General features: G+C 71.5%; 17 protein-coding genes and 2 pseudogenes. 8 read left to right on the top strand and 11 right to left on the bottom strand.

The features are described from left to right. Positions 1-36 precede the first annotated feature (36 nt). Both ACGGZK_RS16780 and ACGGZK_RS16775 read right to left on the bottom strand, forming a co-directional pair. The gene (locus ACGGZK_RS16780; protein ID WP_395243759.1) at positions 37-264 is read right to left on the bottom strand and encodes an acyl-CoA carboxylase epsilon subunit; all 228 of its coding nucleotides are present in this window, start codon (positions 262-264) and stop codon (positions 37-39) included. Positions 265-273: 9 nt separating this feature from the next. Further along, a complete protein-coding gene (locus ACGGZK_RS16775; RefSeq protein WP_395243758.1) occupies positions 274-1,884 on the bottom strand; it encodes an acyl-CoA carboxylase subunit beta in 1,611 nt (536 codons plus the stop codon). 93 nt (positions 1,885-1,977) lie between these two features. Here ACGGZK_RS16775 and ACGGZK_RS16770 point away from each other — a divergent pair, with 93 nt between their 5' ends. The 3 genes from ACGGZK_RS16770 (at position 1,978) to ACGGZK_RS16760 (ending at position 4,364) form a co-directional block, all read left to right on the top strand. Next, positions 1,978-2,856, top strand: a complete 879-nt coding sequence (locus tag ACGGZK_RS16770; RefSeq protein ID WP_395243757.1) for a biotin--[acetyl-CoA-carboxylase] ligase — start codon at positions 1,978-1,980, stop codon at positions 2,854-2,856. Positions 2,857-2,863: 7 nt separating this feature from the next. Then, positions 2,864-3,421: a PH domain-containing protein gene (locus ACGGZK_RS16765; RefSeq protein ID WP_395243756.1), complete on the top strand. Its 558-nt coding sequence runs from the start codon at positions 2,864-2,866 to the stop codon at positions 3,419-3,421. A 106-nt stretch (positions 3,422-3,527) separates the two neighbouring features. Continuing rightward, positions 3,528-4,364, top strand: coding sequence for a DarT ssDNA thymidine ADP-ribosyltransferase family protein (locus ACGGZK_RS16760; RefSeq protein WP_395243755.1), 837 nt, complete (start codon positions 3,528-3,530; stop codon positions 4,362-4,364). On the opposite strand, the gene ACGGZK_RS16755 is transcribed toward ACGGZK_RS16760, so the two are convergent. After that, positions 4,322-5,035 carry a GtrA family protein gene (locus tag ACGGZK_RS16755; protein ID WP_395243754.1) on the bottom strand — a complete coding sequence of 238 codons (714 nt, stop codon included), beginning with the start codon at positions 5,033-5,035 and terminating at the stop codon, positions 4,322-4,324. The genes ACGGZK_RS16760 and ACGGZK_RS16755 overlap by 43 nt on opposite strands. 86 nt (positions 5,036-5,121) lie before the next feature. On the opposite strand from ACGGZK_RS16755, the gene ACGGZK_RS16750 reads away from it, so the two are divergent. Further along, positions 5,122-6,252: a 5-(carboxyamino)imidazole ribonucleotide synthase gene (locus ACGGZK_RS16750; RefSeq protein WP_395243753.1), complete on the top strand. Its 1,131-nt coding sequence runs from the start codon at positions 5,122-5,124 to the stop codon at positions 6,250-6,252. 12 nt (positions 6,253-6,264) lie between these two features. Here ACGGZK_RS16750 and ACGGZK_RS16745 read toward each other — a convergent pair whose 3' ends face one another. After that, positions 6,265-7,374 carry a glycosyltransferase family 4 protein gene (locus ACGGZK_RS16745; RefSeq protein ID WP_395243752.1) on the bottom strand — a complete coding sequence of 370 codons (1,110 nt, stop codon included), beginning with the start codon at positions 7,372-7,374 and terminating at the stop codon, positions 6,265-6,267. A gap of 196 nt (positions 7,375-7,570) precedes the next feature. On the opposite strand from ACGGZK_RS16745, the gene purE reads away from it, so the two are divergent. Both purE and ACGGZK_RS16735 read left to right on the top strand, forming a co-directional pair. Next, entirely contained in the window at positions 7,571-8,038 is a 468-nt protein-coding gene (purE, locus tag ACGGZK_RS16740; protein WP_395246115.1) for a 5-(carboxyamino)imidazole ribonucleotide mutase, read from the top strand. Beyond that, a complete protein-coding gene (locus ACGGZK_RS16735; protein WP_395243751.1) occupies positions 8,035-9,414 on the top strand; it encodes an LCP family protein in 1,380 nt (459 codons plus the stop codon). Before purE ends, ACGGZK_RS16735 begins: the two co-directional genes overlap by 4 nt. 15 nt (positions 9,415-9,429) lie before the next feature. Here ACGGZK_RS16735 and ACGGZK_RS16730 read toward each other — a convergent pair whose 3' ends face one another. From ACGGZK_RS16730 to rfbB, 4 genes and pseudogenes are all read right to left on the bottom strand, one after another. Next, positions 9,430-9,831, bottom strand: coding sequence for a glycosyltransferase (locus ACGGZK_RS16730; RefSeq protein ID WP_395243750.1), 402 nt, complete (start codon positions 9,829-9,831; stop codon positions 9,430-9,432). A 272-nt stretch (positions 9,832-10,103) separates the two neighbouring features. After that, positions 10,104-10,574 (bottom strand): annotated as a pseudogene (locus tag ACGGZK_RS16725) (glycosyltransferase); the annotation flags it as partial. 19 nt (positions 10,575-10,593) lie between these two features. Continuing rightward, a complete protein-coding gene (gene rfbD / locus ACGGZK_RS16720; RefSeq protein ID WP_395243749.1) occupies positions 10,594-11,442 on the bottom strand; it encodes a dTDP-4-dehydrorhamnose reductase in 849 nt (282 codons plus the stop codon). A 5-nt stretch (positions 11,443-11,447) separates the two neighbouring features. After that, entirely contained in the window at positions 11,448-12,443 is a 996-nt protein-coding gene (rfbB, locus tag ACGGZK_RS16715; RefSeq protein WP_395243748.1) for a dTDP-glucose 4,6-dehydratase, read from the bottom strand. A 118-nt stretch (positions 12,444-12,561) separates the two neighbouring features. Here rfbB and ACGGZK_RS16710 point away from each other — a divergent pair, with 118 nt between their 5' ends. Beyond that, positions 12,562-13,170, top strand: a complete 609-nt coding sequence (locus tag ACGGZK_RS16710; RefSeq protein WP_395243747.1) for a dTDP-4-dehydrorhamnose 3,5-epimerase family protein — start codon at positions 12,562-12,564, stop codon at positions 13,168-13,170. Position 13,171: 1 nt separating this feature from the next. Beyond that, positions 13,172-14,032, top strand: coding sequence for a glucose-1-phosphate thymidylyltransferase RfbA (rfbA, locus tag ACGGZK_RS16705; RefSeq protein WP_395243746.1), 861 nt, complete (start codon positions 13,172-13,174; stop codon positions 14,030-14,032). A 51-nt stretch (positions 14,033-14,083) separates the two neighbouring features. Here the strand turns inward: rfbA and ACGGZK_RS16700 are convergent, their stop codons facing one another. The 3 genes and pseudogenes from ACGGZK_RS16700 to ACGGZK_RS16690 all read right to left on the bottom strand — a co-directional run bounded on the left by ACGGZK_RS16700 (position 14,084) and on the right by ACGGZK_RS16690 (position 16,042). Next, complete coding sequence (locus tag ACGGZK_RS16700) at positions 14,084-14,431, bottom strand: hypothetical protein (protein WP_395243745.1); 348 nt, start codon at positions 14,429-14,431, stop codon at positions 14,084-14,086. Next, positions 14,432-14,758 (bottom strand): annotated as a pseudogene (locus ACGGZK_RS16695) (NAD-dependent epimerase/dehydratase family protein); the annotation flags it as partial. Between the two features lie 291 nt (positions 14,759-15,049). Further along, positions 15,050-16,042, bottom strand: coding sequence for a glycosyltransferase (locus ACGGZK_RS16690; RefSeq protein ID WP_395243744.1), 993 nt, complete (start codon positions 16,040-16,042; stop codon positions 15,050-15,052). Positions 16,043-16,049: the final 7 nt, after the last annotated feature.

The raw sequence follows: 16,049 nt of genomic DNA, 5'->3' as shown, positions 1-16,049 counted from the left end.
GTCAGTCGTCATTTATGGGGACGATTTCGGAAGAAGTCAGCGACCCCACGCGTTCCAGCGCCCGGGACCGCGTTCGAAGGGCTCGCGATGGGCGCGTCCGGCGCGGACCCATTCGTGGGTCGAGCCGTCGGTGCGCGGCGGTTCCTCGGCCGCGGCCTCCGCCGCGGCGCGGATCACCGCGCTGGCCGCGGCGGCGTCCTCGGAGGGGATGTCGCGGGAAAGGATGCGCAGGTCGAGGTCCGCGCCGTCGTGCTGATCGGTCATGGCGCGCCCCTACAGCGGGATGTTCCCGTGCTTCTTCGGCGGCAGGCTCGCCCGCTTGGTGCGGAGGGTGCGGAGCGCCTTCACGATCGCGACCCGGGTCGCCGCGGGCTCGATCACGCCGTCGAGCTCACCGCGCTCGGCGGCGAGGAACGGGGAGGCCACGTTGTACGTGTACTCGTTCGCGAGCTGCGTGCGGACGGCCGCGACATCCTCGCCGGCCTCCTCGGCCCGCTTGATCTCGCCGCGGTAGAGGATGTTGACGGCGCCCTGGCCGCCCATGACCGCGATCTCCGCGGTCGGCCACGCGAGGTTGATGTCGGCGCCGAGCTGCTTGGAGCCCATGACGATGTACGCGCCGCCGTAGGCCTTGCGGGTGATGACGGTGACGAGGGGCACGGTGGCTTCCGCGTACGCGTAGAGCAGCTTCGCGCCGCGGCGGATGACGCCCGTCCACTCCTGGTCGGTGCCGGGCAGGTAGCCGGGCACGTCGACGAGGGTGACGATCGGGAGTCCGAACGCGTCGCAGAAGCGCACGAACCGCGCCGCCTTCTCGCCGGCGGCGATGTTCAGGGTGCCGGCCATCTGGTTCGGCTGGTTCGCGATGATGCCGACCGAGCGGCCCTCGACGCGGGCGAAGCCGACGACGATGTTCGGCGCGAACAGCGGCTGGACCTCGAGGAAGTCGCCGTGGTCGACGATGCCCGCGATGACCTGGTGCATGTCGTACGGCTGGTTCGGGGAGTCGGGGATGACCGTGTCGAGGCGGTGGTCCTCGTCGGTGATCTCGAGCTCGACGTCGGAGTCGTAGACCGGTGCCTCCGACATGTTGTTGTCGGGCAGGAAGGCCACGAGGGTGCGTGCGTAGTCGAGCGCGTCGGGCTCGTCGCTCGCGAGGTAGTGCGCGACGCCCGACACCGAGTTGTGCGTGAGCGCGCCGCCGAGCTCCTCGAAGCCGACCTCCTCGCCGGTGACGGTCTTGATGACGTCGGGGCCGGTGACGAACATGTGGCTCGACTTGTCGACCATGATGACGAAGTCGGTCAGGGCGGGGGAGTACACCGCGCCGCCCGCCGCCGGGCCCATGATGATCGAGATCTGCGGGATGACGCCGGACGCGGCCGTGTTGCGGCGGAAGATCTCGCCGTACTTGCCGAGCGCGACCACGCCCTCCTGGATGCGGGCGCCGCCGGAGTCGAGGATGCCGATGATCGGCACGCCGGTCTTCAGCGCGAGGTCCATCACCTTGATGATCTTCTCGCCGGCGACCTCGCCGAGCGAGCCGCCGAAGGTGGTGAAGTCCTGCGAGTAGACGGCGACGCGGCGACCGTGGATGGTGCCGGTGCCCGTGACGACGGCGTCGCCGTAGGGGCGCTTCTGCTCCATGCCGAACGCGTGCGTGCGGTGCCGCACGTACTCGTCGAGCTCGACGAACGAGCCCGGGTCGAGGAGGCCCTCGATGCGTTCGCGGGCGGTGAGCTTGCCCTTCGCGTGCTGCTTGGCCGCTGCGGCCTCGCCTGCGGCGGTCACGGCCTCGTGGTAGCGGGCCTTGAGGTCGGCGATCCTGCCCGCGGTGGTGGCGAGCTGGGGGCCGTCGGTTGTCGCATCGGTCACGCGATTCACTCTACCGGCGCCCGTCCGGCGGCTTTCGTTGCGGGAACCCTACAAATCGCGTCCGGATACTAGCCTGAATCCCACACGCACCCGGAGGTGGGAATGGACTGGTCACGCTCGCGCGCGGCGGTGCCGCGATTCGAGTTCCTCGCGCACGCCGGCTCGACGAACGACGTGCTGCGGGATGCGGCGACCGGGTCGGAGGCCGCGGACTGGCCGCACGGCGCCATCGTGGTCACCGACGACCAGACCGCCGGCCGCGGCCGCCTCGGCCGCACCTGGTTCGCGCCGTCCGGCAAGACCCTCGCGATCTCCCTGCTGGTGCGTCCGGCCGGCGCCGGGGGGCGGATGCTCCCTCCCGACGCGCTGGGCTGGATCCCGCTGATCGCCGGCGCTGCGATGACCGAGGCCGCACGCCGCGCGGTCGCCGCGGCGACCGAGGCCGGCGCCGCCGTGGAGGAGGCACCCGCTCCGGCCGGCACGACGTCGGGCGACGACGGCCCCGGCGGCGTCGAGGTCGAGCTCAAGTGGCCGAACGACGTGCTCGTGTCGGGCTACAAGCTGTGCGGCATCCTCACCGAGCTCGCCCCCGGCGGCGACGCGATCATCGTCGGCGCCGGCCTCAACCTCACCCTCGACGAGCACGACCTGCCGGCGATCACCGCCACCTCGCTGCTGCTCGCCACGGGCCGCGAGCCCGACGCCGACGCGGTCCTCGCCGACTACCTCTCGGGGTTCCTCGCGGCCTACGCGACGTTCGCGGAGGCCGGCGGCGACGCCGAGCGCAGCGGCACGGCCGACTGGGTGCGGGGCCTCTGCGGCACCCTGGACGCCGACGTGCGCGTCGAGCTCCCGGGCGGCGGCGAGCTCGTCGGCACCGCGGAGGCCATCGACGGCGACGGCCGGCTGGTCGTTCGCGAGCACGAGACCGGCGAACCGCAGGCGGTCTCCGCGGGGGACGTGACCCACCTGCGCTATTAATGGGCGTATGAGCTCCACCAGCCCGACGGCCGCGCCGGTCCCGCAGCCGGCGCCGGAGCGGGTGCTCGTGCGGCTGCGCCGCCACGCCAGGGTGCTCATCCTCCCGGCGCTGCTGCTCGTCGTCGTCGCCGGCGGTGCCACCTACCTCGTCGCGATCGTCGACGAGGACTGGCAGCGCTGGGCGGTGCTGGGTGCCGCGGCGCTCGTCGTCGCGGCCGGCTCCGGGCTCCCGTACCTCGCCTGGCTGACGCGGCGCACCACGGTCACGACCCGCCGGATCATCGTGCGCTCCGGCATCTTCGTGCGCACCCGCCGCGACGTGCTGCACGCCGTCGGCTACCAGGTGGTCGTCCGGCGGACCCCGATGCAGCGGCTGTTCGGCACGGGCGACCTGCGCATCGAGTCCGGCGGCGACCGGCCGCTGGTGCTCGTCGACGTGCCGTCGCCCGGACGGGTGCAGGCCGCGCTGCACGAGCTCGTCGAGCGCTCGCCCGACCTCGCCTTCCGCGGTCGGCGGCCCGGCCCCTCCGCGGACGGCGACACCGTCGCGTTCGGCACGCGCTGAGCCGGGGCGCGGCCGTCCCGGGTTCGTCCGCGGCCCCGCTCCGGAGCGCGTACAGTATTCGGGCGGTGCCCGACGGACCAGGCCGGGCCGCGACGAGAGGGACCCCTTGGCAGACGAGTGCATCCACGGCTTCGACGACGGACTCTGCGCCATCTGCTTCCCGCCGCCCGAGCCGGAGCCCAAGGCGGTGCCGGCCCGCGTGACCGCATCGCGCGCCCCGCGCGCCACGGTCCGTCCGACGGCCGGTGCGCCCGCCTCGCGCGGCACCCGTTCGCTGCGGTCGGATGCCCCGCCCGTCGACGTCCGTGCGCTCCGCGCCTATCACGTCACGCACCTCGACAACCTCGCGCGCATCCTCGGCACGGGCGGCCTCGTGGCCGACGTCGGCGAGCCCGGAGCCGCCCCCGTCGTCGACATCGCGGCCCCCGCCGTGCGCGAGTACCGCCGGTCGACCGGACTCGCCGGCACCGACCGGCCGATCGCCGAGTACGTGCCCTTCTTCCTCAGCACCGACGCGCTCCTGTGGGACGCGCTCCGCAGCGGCGAGCCCGACCCGCGGCTCGAACCGGGCGACCACCGGGCCGCCGAGTTCGTGCTCCTCGTCACCACCGTCGGCCAGGCCGCCGGGGCCCGGGCCGGCCAGCCCGGCGCGCTCGTGCTCGCCGACACCGACGCCTCCCTCCCCGGTGCGCGCATCGTCGCCGAGCCGGAGCAGGTCGAGCGGATGCTCCGCATCCTCACCCGCGACGACGAGCGGAGCGGGCTCGACTCGGCCGAGCTCCTCGTCGCCGACGGCGTGCCGTTCGAGCGGATCACGCTCATCGGCGTGTCGAACGACCGGGTGCGCGACCGGGTGCGCCAGGCGCTCGCCGCGGTCGGGGCGAAGACCCGCGTCGCGGTCTACCCGCCGTGGTTCCAGCCCGCGGGCGGCGCCGGCGCCTGACGCGGCAGGCTCGGGGCCTCGGACCGGGCCGGGGCCTCCGACCGGCTCGGCGCCTCCGACCGGCTCGGCGCCTCCGACCGGCTCGGGGCATCCGATCCGCCCGGGGCATCCGATCCGCCCGGGGCATCCGATGCGCCCGTGGCATCCGTCGGCGGCTCCTCGAACAGGGTGCGCTGCGCCTCCTCCACGCGGGCCGCGGGCGACAGCCCGTCGGACCGGTGGCGCCCCCACACCCAGTAGCGGTACAGCAGGAACCGGAACGCCGTGCCAAGGCCGAGGCCGATGACGTTCGACGAGATGTTGTCGGCCAGCAGGTTCGTGAGGCCGAGCACGTGGTGGCTGATCCAGAGGCACGCGAGCGAGATCGCCATGCCGCCGAGCGAGACGACCACGTACTCCGCGAATTCGCGCAGGAAGTCGCGCCGGCGATGCTCGCGGAACGTCCAGTAGCGGTTGCCGAGCCAGTTGCAGAGGATGGCGACGCTCGTCGACACCGTCTTCGCGCCGAGGGGCGACTGCACCCAGCCGTCGCCGAGCACGCCGAGGCGCAGTGCGTTGAACACCGCGACGTCGATGACGAGTCCGATGACCCCCACCACGCCGAACTTCACCAGGTAGGCGACGAACCCCTCCCACGCCCGGGAGAGCAGTGCGGTGGCGCGCGGGGTCACCGGCACATCCTAGTCGCGCGGCGCGAACGTAGACTGGGAAGGCGGTGCGCTCGCGCCGCGGAATCAGCGGACGGAAGGCGGGCGCAGTGCGGGTCGGAGTGATCGGCGGAGGACAGCTGGCGCGGATGATGATCCCCGCCGCCATCGAGCTCGGGGTCGACCTGCGGGTGTTCGCCGAGGCCGACGGCATGTCCGCGGCGCTCGCGGCCGACCGCGTCGGCGACTACACCGAGGTCGCCGCGGTGCTCGACTTCGCGGAGCAGGTCGACGTCGTCACGTTCGACCACGAGCACGTGCCGCAGGACGTGCTGCGCGCCCTCGTCGACGCCGGCGTCGCCGTGCGACCCGGGCCCGACGCGCTCCGGTTCGCGCAGGACAAGCTGCTCATGCGCGAGCGGCTCTCCGAGCTCGGCCTGCCGGTTCCCGACTGGGCGCGCGTGCGCACGCCGGCCGAGCTCGACGCGTTCATCGCCGACCACGGCGGCACCGCGGTCGTGAAGACCCCCCGGGGCGGCTACGACGGCAAGGGCGTGCGCGTCGTGCGCTCGGCGGCCGAGGTCGCCGAGTGGTTCGCCGCCATCGCCGAGGACGGCCGCGACGGCGCGCTCCTCGCGGAGGAGAAGGTCGAGTTCCGCCGCGAGCTCGCCCAGCTCGTCGCCCGCCGCCCGAGCGGCGAGGTGGCCGCGTGGCCACTCGTCGAGACCGTGCAGGTCGGCGGCGTGTGCAGCGAGGTCATCGCGCCGGCGCCGCGCTCCGCGGGCCGGGTCGCCGATGTCGCCGCCGACATCGCGATCGCCGTCGCGGAGGGCGTCGGCGTCACCGGCGTGCTCGCCGTCGAGCTCTTCGAGACCACCGACGACCGGGTGCTCGTGAACGAGCTCGCCATGCGGCCGCACAACAGCGGGCACTGGTCGATGGACGGCGCCACCACGGGCCAGTTCGAGCAGCACCTGCGGGCCGTGCTCGACCTCCCGCTCGGCGGCACCGGCACCCACCGGTCGTGGTCGGTCATGGTGAACATCCTCGGCGGGCCCGAGGAGGGCAGCCTCGCCGACCGCTACGCGGCCGCCATGGCCGGGCACCCCACCGCGAAGGTGCACAACTACGGCAAGGACCCGCGCCCCGGCCGCAAGGTCGGCCACGTCACCGCGGTCGGCGACGACCTCGACGAGGTCGTGTACGAGGCCCGCGCGGCGGCGGCGGTGTTCCAGGGCTAGAGCGAGCGCCTCTCAGAGGTCGGCGTGCAGTTGCCAGACCCGCTCCGCGGCGTCGTCCCAGCTGAACGCGCGCGCCCGATCGAGGGCGCCGACGTGGAGTCGACCGGCGAGATCGGCGTCTTCGAGCACTCGCCCGAGCGCGTCCGCCAGTGCGTCCGGCCTCGGTGCGCGATCGCTCGCCTGCACCGCGAGGCCCGCACCGGCGGCCGTCTCGAGGAACACGGGCGCGTCAGTGTGCACGACCGGGAGCCCCGCGGCGAAGGCTTCGATCAGGAGCGCCGGATCGCCGCCTCGGGGGGACGGTGCGACGAACGCGGTGGCGTGACGGAGGACGGTGCCGTACTCCGCATCGGGCAACCCGTCGAGCACGCGCACCCGGCCCGGCCGCACGCCGAGCGCCTCGGCCGTGGCCGCGAGGTGGCGGTCGCCCCAGGCCGCCGGCCCGACCACCACCAGCGGTACGTCGGGCACGCCGGGCCGGGACAGCGCCGCGAGCAGGTCCGGGATCCCGGTGCGCGGATCGAGGGATCCGACCGCCAGCACGTAGGTGTCGGGTAGCGCCAGCGCCGCGCGCCGCTCCTCGTCGCCCGGTACGTCCATGCCGGAGCGGGCAGCGGGGCTGATCACGCGGAGACGGCTGCCGAACCCGTACTTCTCGTCGAGTTCGGCGGCGAGCGCGTGCGAGGTCGCGACGACGGCGTCGGCGCGGCGCCGCGCGCGCTTGAGCATCGCGCGGCGCCAGGCGGCCTCACCGCTCGGCAGGGCCTCCGGATGCGTCGCCGCGTCCAGGTCGTGCACGGTCACGACGACCTGGTCGCCCTCGCTCGGCAAGCGGCGCAACGGGGCGAGCAGGGTGGGCGCATGGATGATGCCCCCGCCGGGGGAGGTCGTGACGCCGAGTTGCCACGCGGCCCGGAGCTCCCGCCGCGACAGCGACGTCTTGTAGAGGTCGACCAACCCCGGGACGAGTCGTTCGATCTCCTCGTACTCCCATGGCGGTGACGACGAGACGATCCCCGCCACCTCGGTTCCGGTCGGTGCCCGGCGCACGAGCGCGCGCGTGAGGTCGCGCGTGTAGCGGGCGGCGTGGGCGGACTCCGGCGCGACCAGCGCATCGACCACCACCCGTAGTCGAGTCGGCATCCCGCTCCTCCCGAATACCCCCGTTCGAGTGACTACCCTAGTGGTCCGGCGTCGAGGTCGTCGGAGGTTCCGCCCCGATCGCCGGGGGACGCGTGGCATGCGTGAACTCACAGGCCCGCCATCGTAGGATCGGCGGGTGACCGAGCAGACCCCCAACCCGATCGTCGGCGTCGTTATGGGCTCCGACTCCGACTGGAACGTCATGCAGGACGCGGCGGCGGCGCTCGCCGAGTTCGCGATCCCGTACGAGGTCGAGGTCGTGTCGGCGCACCGCACGCCCGAGAAGCTCATGTCCTATGGGCGCGAGGCCACGGGCAGGGGGCTGCGGGTCATCATCGCCGGGGCCGGCGGTGCCGCGCACCTTCCGGGCATGCTCGCCTCGCTCACGACGCTGCCCGTCATCGGGGTCCCGGTCCCGCTCGCCCGTCTCGACGGGCTCGACTCGCTGCTGTCGATCGTCCAGATGCCGGCGGGCATCCCCGTCGCGACCGTCTCGATCGGTGGCGCCCGGAACGCCGGGCTCCTGGCCGCACGCGTGCTCGGCAGCGGGGACGCCGCGCTCACCGCGCGCCTCGACGACTTCGCCGCGTCGCTCGTCGTCGCCGTCGAGGAGAAGAACGTTCGGCTGAAGCGGTCGCTATGAGCCTGGCCGCCAGCCCGATCCGCTTCCCCGACACCACGTCGCGCGAGGTGATGACGCGACGCGGGTGGTGGCTCGTGGTGCTCAACCTCCTCGTTCCCGGATCGGCGCAATCGCTCGCCGGGAACCGCCGGCTGGGCCGCTTCGGGCTGCGGGCGACGCTCGTGCTGTGGGGCCTCGCGCTCCTGGCGATCGTCGCCTGGCTCGCGTGGCCGACGGTCTTCTACACGGCGGTGACGAGCACCCTCGGGCTGTGGGCCATCGCCCTCGCCGCCGTGTTCTACGCGGTGCTCTGGGTGATCCTCGGGCTGGACACTCTGCGGCTCGTGCGCCTGGTCAAGGCGAAGCCGTCCGCGAGGGCGTTGATCGCCGCGTTCGGCGTCGCAGCCATGGTGTTCGTCGCCGGGAGCGCTGCCTACGGTGCCGTGATCGCGACGACCGCGAGCGGCTTCCTGTCGGCCGTCTTCGCATCGGGTCCTCCCGTTCCGCCCGACGAGAACGGCCGGTACAACATCATGCTGCTGGGCGGAGACGCGGGGCCCGATCGCGAGGGCATGCGGCCCGACAGCGTCAACGTGGTGAGCATCGACGCGACCACCGGACAGGCCGTGACCATCGGGCTGCCCCGCAACCTCGAAGACGTCCCGTTCCCGGAGTCCTCTCCGCTGTACGACGTGTACCCGGAGGGCTACGGCGCCATCGACGGGTGCGAGGTCGACGCGTGCATGCTGAACTCGATCTACACCGAGGTCGAGTTGAAGAGCCCCGAGATGTACCCGGACGCCGACGCGAACGGCAGCGAGCCCGGCATCGAGGCCATGCGCGATGCAGTCGAAGGCATCACGGGCCTGGACATCCAGTACTACGTCATCATCGACATGCAGGGGTTCGCGGACCTCGTCGACGCCCTCGGCGGGGTCACCATCGACGTCGCGGATCGCGTCCCCATGGGGGCGGGGCACGACGAGGACGGGGAACCGGTGGAGATCACCGAGTGGATCGAACCCGGGACGCAGGTGCTGGACGGCTACCACGCGCTCTGGTACGCCCGCTCGCGGTACGAGACGAGCGACTACGACCGGATGGCGCGACAGGCCGAGCTCCAGGACGCGATCCTCCACCAGTTCAACCCGGCGAACGTGCTCTCGAAGTTCCAGGCGGTGGCCACGGCCGGAGCACAGGTCGTGAAGACCGACATCCCGCAATCGATGCTGGGCTACTTCGTCGACCTCGCCTCGAAGACCAAGGAACTCCCGGTGGTCCGGGTCGCGCTCGTTCCGCCGGACTTCGATCCGGAGGAGCCGGACTGGGCCTACGCGCGCGAGCTCATCGATGCGCAGGTCCTGCTGCCCGAGACCGAGGAACCGGCTGCAGGCTGACGGGAGCGCGGCGCGTCAGGCGAGTTCGCGATGCAGCGCCCACACACGATCGGCGGACTCCCGCCAATCGAACGCGCGCGCGCGTTCGACGCCGAGCCGGCCGAGCCGGTCTCGAGCGCGTTCGTCGTCCACGACCGCGGCGATGGCGTGGGCGAGGCGGTCGGCGTAGGCCGTCCCGCCGTCGCCGATCGGCACGGTGACACCCGCTCCGCCGGCCACCTCGACGAGCGCGGGGTCGTCCGAGTGGATGACGGGGGTGCCGTGGGAGAAGGCCTCGACGATCGGCAGGCCGAACCCCTCGGCGAGGCTCGGCATCGCGAAGGCCGTCGCACGGGCGTAGAGCACGGCGAGGTCCTCCTCGGAGACGCGGCCCAGCACCCGAACGCCGCCGGCAGGGACGCCGGCTGCCGAGGCCATCGCCGCGACGTCGAGGTCCCCCAGCCGGCCGGGCCGGCGATGAGCAGCGGCACGTCCGTCGCAGCCGCTCGGGCGCCGAATGCCTCGATGAGCCGGCCGAGCCCCTTCCGAGGCTCCAGGGTGCCCACGGCGAGCACGAAGCGGTCGGGCAGCGCGAGCGCGTCCGCCCGAACGCCGGCGTCCGTGGGCAGCGCCAGGTCCGAACTGGCCGCGCCCGGGACCACGTGGAGCCGGTCGCCGAACGGCAGCAGGTCGCCGAGCCGGTCGGCCACGGCCCGCGTCGGGACGACCACCGCATCGGCGAACCTCGCGGCGCGTTCGGCCATGATCCGATGCCAGCCCGCGCCCCGCGGGGTGAGCGTCTCCGGGTGCGTCCACGGGACGACGTCGTGCACGGTGACGACCGTCGGGGCGTCGCCGCGGCGCCGCGCGCGGAGGGGAGCGAGCAGGCTCGTCGCGTGGAGGCTCGTGCCGGGCCTCCGCCCGACACCGAGGCCGCGCTCCCACGCGCGCGCGAGGAGCCGACGTTCCAATGGGGTGCGGCGGATACCGGCGAGCCCGGGAACCTCCAGCTCGATCGCGCGGACGTCCGCCGTACTCGTCATCGAGAGCAGCCCGGCCACCTCCCAGTCCGGGGGAGCGGTCGCCGTCAAGGCGCGTCCGAGCTCCTTGGTGTATCGGCCGATCCCTCCTGGAACCGGAGCGATGAGCTGGTCGAGGACGACCTCGAGCGTCCTGGTCATCGCAGACGTCCCGGCGGGATCATCCCGACAGCGCGCCCGTCGCGACCGCGTCTGCGAGGGCGGCATCCCAGGGCCGCATCGGGCTCAGGCCCACCGCCGCCCACCCGGCGTGGCCGAGCACGGAGTACGCCGGGCGAGGTGCGGGCCGGACGAACGACGAACTGTCGGTCGGCGAGATCCGCGCTGGATCCAGGCCCGACTCCTCCAACACCGCCTGCGCGAAGCCGAACCAGGTCGTCGACCCGGAGTTCGTGCCGTGGTAGATGCCGGCGGGGACGTCGCGGTCGATCATCTCGACGATGCGCCCGGCGAGATCGGCAGACCACGTCGGCTGCCCGACCTGGTCGTCGACCACCTGCCAGGTCTCCCGCTCCGCGGCGAGCCGGAGCATGGTGCGCGCGAAGTTCGAGCCGTGGCGCCCGTACAACCAGGCCGTCCGCACGATGCTCGTCCCATCCGGGTGGAGTTCCCGGGCGAGCCGCTCGCCGTCGGCCTTGGTGCGTCCGTACGCGGACCTCGGTGCGACGGGTGCGGCCTCCGAGTACGGCTCGGTCGCGTCGCCCCCGAAGACGTAATCGGTCGAAACGTGGATCAGTCGGGCACCGTGCTCCCGGGCGCTCGCCGCCAGGAAGGCTGGACCCTGGGCGTTGACCGCGTGGGCGAGGTCCTCCGAGGTCTCCGCCGCGTCCACATCCGTGTAGGCCGCAGTGTTCACGATCACGTCGTGCCCTGCCACCGCCGCACGCACCGCATCGCGGTCGGTGATGTCGAGCGCGGCACGACCGAGCGCCGTGACCCCATGGCCGCCGAGCGCCTCGACGAGGTCGCGAGCGAGCATGCCGCCCGCGCCGGTGACCAGGATCCGCATGCCGGTCACTGGCCCTGGGCGGAGTACTTCGCCTCGGTCGCGTCCTTCTGAGGCGCCCACCACGCCTCGTTGTCGCGGTACCAGGCGATGGTGTCGGCGAGGCCGGCCTCGAAGTCCTCGAATGCCGGGGCCCAGCCCAGTTCGCTCCGGAGCCGGGTCGAGTCGATCGCGTACCTCAAATCGTGGCCCGGACGGTCGACGACGAGGTCGTAGGCGTCAGCAGGACGGCCGAGCTGCGAGAGGATCAGCTCCACGACGTCCTTGTTGTTCCGCTCACCGTTCGCGCCGATGAGGTAGGTCTCGCCGATCTCGCCTCGCTCCAGGATGGTGAGGACCGCCGACGAGTGGTCGTCGGCGTGGATCCAGTCGCGCACGTTCTGGCCCGTGCCGTACAGCTTGGGGCGCTCGCCGCGCAGCACGTTCGTGATCTGTCGGGGGATGAACTTCTCGACGTGCTGGTAGGGGCCGTAGTTGTTCGAGCAGTTGGAGATGGTGGCCTGCACACCGAACGAGCGCACCCAGGCGCGCACGAGCAGGTCGCTGCCCGCTTTCGTCGAGGAGTACGGGCTCGAGGGGTTGTACGGCGTAAGTTCGGTGAACTTCGCGGGGTCGTCGAGCTCGAGGTCGCCGTAGACCTCGTCGGTGGAGATGTGGTGGAACCGGCGATCATGCCGCCTGGCGGCCTCGAGGAGGGTGTACGTCCCGATGATATTCGTGTCGAGGAACGGCCGGGGGTCGGCGAGGGAGTTGTCGTTGTGGCTCTCGGCGGCGTAGTGCACCACGGCGTCGTGGTCGGCGAAGAGGCGATCCACGAGCTCGGTGTCGCAGATGTCGCCTCGGACGAAGGCGAACCGGTCGGCGGGGAGTCCGTCGAGCGAGGCGAGGTTGCCGGCGTAGGTCAGCTTGTCGAGCACGGTCACCGAGTGGTCGGTGTTCGCGAGGACGTAGCGGACGAAGTTCGAGCCGATGAATCCGGCACCGCCGGTGACGAGCAGCTTCATGGGAGGGGCGTTCCAATCGATCGGGACCTCCGACGAGTCTACCGTCGGCCCCTCGGTCGGTCGGGTGCCGTGAGCGCCTGCCGCGGCCGGACGCCCGGCCTGCAGGTAGGATCGACCGGTGCGCATCCGAGAACTCGCCGTCCCCGACAGCTATGAGATCACGCCGAACCAGTTCGGCGATGATCGCGGCCTGTTCCTCGAGTGGTATCGGTTCGACGCGCTCGAGGAGGTCATCGGACACCGCGTCGAGATCGCGCAGGCCAACGTGTCGGTGTCCCGTCGCGGTGTCGTCCGCGGTATCCACTTCGCGGACGTCCCACCCGGGCAGGCGAAGTACGTCACCGCGATGCGCGGCGCCGTACTCGACTTCATCGTCGACATCAGGGTCGGGTCGCCCACCTTCGGGCAGTGGGACTCGGTCCTCCTCGACGATCGCGATCGTCGCGCCGTCTACATCTCCGAGGGCCTCGGGCACTGCTTCGTCGCCCTGACGGATGACGCGACCGTGAGCTACCTCGTATCCAGCACGTTCGCGCCGGGCCGCGAGCACGGGGTCGACCCGCTCGACCCCGAGATCGGCCTCGACTTCGGACTCCCCTCCGAGGAGCTGCTCCTCTCGCCGAAGGACCGGGAGGCGCCGACGCTCGCCGAAGCACAGCGCGACGGACTCCTGCCGCAGTGGGAGGACGTCCGCTCCTTCTACGCACTCCTCGGAAAGGCGAACTGACATGCGCGGAATCATCCTCGCCGGCGGATCCGGTACCCGGCTCTGGCCGATCACCAAGGGCATCTCGAAGCAGCTGATGCCCATCTACGACAAGCCGATGGTCTACTACCCGCTGTCGACCCTCATGATGGCGGGCATCCGCGAGATCCTCATCATCACCACGCCGGAGTACAACGCCCAGTTCCGGGCGCTCCTCGGGGACGGCTCGGAACTCGGACTCGACCTGCAGTACGCGATCCAGCCATCGCCGGACGGCCTGGCGCAGGCGTTCATCATCGGCGAGGAGTTCATCGGCGACGAGGGCGTCGCCCTGGTCCTCGGTGACAACATCTTCCACGGCTCGGGGCTCGGTAGCTCGCTCCGCGCCAACTCCGAGATCGATGGCGCGACGATCTTCGCGTACCACGTCTCCGACCCGCAGGCCTACGGCGTCGTCGAGTTCGACGAGGAGTTCCGCGCCCTCTCCATCGAGGAGAAACCCGTTCGACCGAAGAGCAACTACGCGGTTCCCGGCCTGTACTTCTACGACAACCAGGTCGTCGAGATCGCGAAGTCGATCACTCCGAGCGCTCGCGGCGAACTCGAGATCTCTACCGTGAACCAGCGCTACCTCGACGAAGGCCGCCTGAAGGTGCAGATCCTCGACCGGGGCACGGCCTGGCTCGACACGGGCACGTTCGAGTCGATGATGCAGGCGAGCGAGTACGTCAAGGTCATCGAGGATCGCCAGGGCAACAAGATCGGTTGCATCGAGGAGATCGCTTGGCGCGCGGGATGGATCGACGACGCACAGCTGCGACGTCTCGCCGAGCCGCTGAAGAAGAGCGGTTACGGTCGCTACCTCTTCTCGCTCCTCGACTGAGCGTCTCCGTCTCGCGTCGGCGGGCCGTCGAGGCCCGCCGGTCGAGGCCGCCTACCGGCCGGCGGCCTGCACGCGGGCGAGCACGTCGCGCAGCGTCGCGTCGATGCCCACGTCGAGCGTCGTCAGCGTCCTCGCATCGAGGTCCGGCCACACGACGCTCGCCAACCGCAGATCGACCGCCTGGAACGCAGCGGACGCCGATGCGCCCAGCATCACGTGAGGATGGGCCTTCACGATGCTCCGCATCACGCCGAGCAGCGCGCTGATCGTCACGGCGCGGCCCGAGATGAGGTTCTTCACCGTCATCGACGGCGTCGAGCCGTCGGAACGATCGAGAGCCCGATCGACGACGTCCAGGATGAGTTCCGCGCAGTCGTAGATGTACAGGTAGTCCCGCAAGGTGTCGAGCGGGACGTAGATCGACGTCGGGGTGGGCGTGAACTGCGCGCGTGCGAGGTGGGAGATGAGCCCCTGGGGCTTGTCGAGCCGCTGTCCCGGTCCGTACAGGTTCGAGATGCGACCTGCGACGGACGAAACCCCGACGGGCGTGAGCGTGCGGTCGACGACCGCCTCCGCCTCCGCCTTGAACCTTCCGTAGGGCGAGAGCGGAGCGATCGGCGTCTGCTCCGTGAACGGAGGCGACGCGGACCCCGCGTAGACGCCGCCGGCCGAGGAGGCGTAGAAGAACGCCCCCGGTGCCGACGAGTCCCGTGCGGCGTCCGCGATCTCGTCGACGACGAGCCGGAACTGGGCGAGCTCCGCATCGACCGCTTCCGTTCGAACTCGACGTGACGACGGAACCGCCGGCCCAGATCACGGCCCAGGATGCACCGTCGCGACCGGCGTCCTCGACCAGTCGTCGGGCGGTCGAACGAGCGGCGAGCCTGAGCGCCTCATCGTCCGCCCATGGGAGGCCGGGCGCAGCGGCGAGGCTCCAGTCCGGGCGCATCGCGATCGACCGGCGGACCGCCGACCCGAGCAGTCCGCTGCCGCCGACGACCCACGCGAGACGACGCATCACGATCGGCGGCGCGGTCGATTCAGCGGTCCATTCGCAGGGTCGGACGTGATCAGGTATGGAGGCTTGCCCATGGCCATGTTGACGTTGACCCCGATGTACTCGGCGATGATGCCGAGGGAGAAGAGGATCGCGCCGGAGGTCAGGAGGAGGACGACGATGATCGACGCCCAACCTTCGGCGTCGACGGCACCCATCAGGCGTTCGATCAGGACGAACAGCGCCATGATCAACCCGATGACGGCGATGACCACTCCGAGGCCGGTGACCAGCCGGAGGCCCCTGGTTCCGCTCGAGACGACCATGCGCCGGAAGTGCGAGATGAGCCTGGTGAGCGAGTAGCCCGACGTGCGGTCGCCCTCGTCGCGCAGGACGGCGGGCGAGGTGACGATCTTCGAGGCCACCCAGCCCATGGCGACGTCGAGGTACACACCCGACCCCGAGTACGCCGCCACGCTCCGGCCGATTGAGCCGAGCACCAGCCGGTAGCTCTGGTATTCCGGAGCGTTCGGGTTGCCGAACACCTTCGTGAGCACCCACTTCGCGGTTTTCGATGCGGTGTTCCGGAAGAAACCGTGCGGCGCCTCGTTCGTCGGCTTCGCGTAGACGACATCCGCCCGCTGCCGGAGCGCGCTGTCGAGCATGGTAGAGATCTCGCTCGGATCGTGCTGTCCGTCCTCGTCCAGCGTCACGATCCAGTCGCCGCCGCTGGAGGCCATGCCGGCGAGCGTCGCCGCGTGCTGTCCGAAGTTCCGGCTCAGCCAGACGTTGCGGACGATCTCGTTCGTCTGCTCGAGCTCCCGCATGACGCGGTCGCTCTGGTCCGGGCCGTTGTCGTAGACCAGCAGGACCTCGACGACCACGAACTCGTTGCCCTCGGGGGTGACGGTCGGCTGAGCCATCGGGAGGATCTCGTCGATGACGGATGCCAGCGTCCGCTCCCCCTGGTAGACGGGGATGACGATCGAGATCGAGTGCGGGGATGCGTTCACTGGTTCA

The organism is Agromyces sp. MMS24-K17 (assembly GCF_043950245.1).
Classification (GTDB): Bacteria; Actinomycetota; Actinomycetes; order Actinomycetales; family Microbacteriaceae; genus Agromyces.
The sequence above is the reverse complement of the archived record's forward strand: the minus strand, read 5'-3'. Positions and strand labels throughout refer to the sequence as shown.

Bases quoted from the DNA above. Each gene is read 5' to 3' on its own strand.
- ACGGZK_RS16730 (WP_395243750.1), bottom strand. From the start codon at position 9,831: ATGGCCTCGGCAGCCGGCGTCCCTGCCGGCGGCGTTCGGGTGCTGGGC.
- ACGGZK_RS16780 (WP_395243759.1), bottom strand. From the start codon at position 264: ATGACCGATCAGCACGACGGCGCGGACCTCGACCTGCGCATCCTTTCC.
- rfbA (WP_395243746.1), top strand. From the start codon at position 13,172: ATGCGCGGAATCATCCTCGCCGGCGGATCCGGTACCCGGCTCTGGCCG.
- ACGGZK_RS16765 (WP_395243756.1), top strand. From the start codon at position 2,864: ATGAGCTCCACCAGCCCGACGGCCGCGCCGGTCCCGCAGCCGGCGCCG.
- ACGGZK_RS16770 (WP_395243757.1), top strand. From the start codon at position 1,978: ATGGACTGGTCACGCTCGCGCGCGGCGGTGCCGCGATTCGAGTTCCTC.
- rfbD (WP_395243749.1), bottom strand. From the start codon at position 11,442: ATGCGGATCCTGGTCACCGGCGCGGGCGGCATGCTCGCTCGCGACCTC.
- ACGGZK_RS16735 (WP_395243751.1), top strand. From the start codon at position 8,035: ATGAGCCTGGCCGCCAGCCCGATCCGCTTCCCCGACACCACGTCGCGC.
- rfbB (WP_395243748.1), bottom strand. From the start codon at position 12,443: ATGAAGCTGCTCGTCACCGGCGGTGCCGGATTCATCGGCTCGAACTTC.
- purE (WP_395246115.1), top strand. From the start codon at position 7,571: ATGGGCTCCGACTCCGACTGGAACGTCATGCAGGACGCGGCGGCGGCG.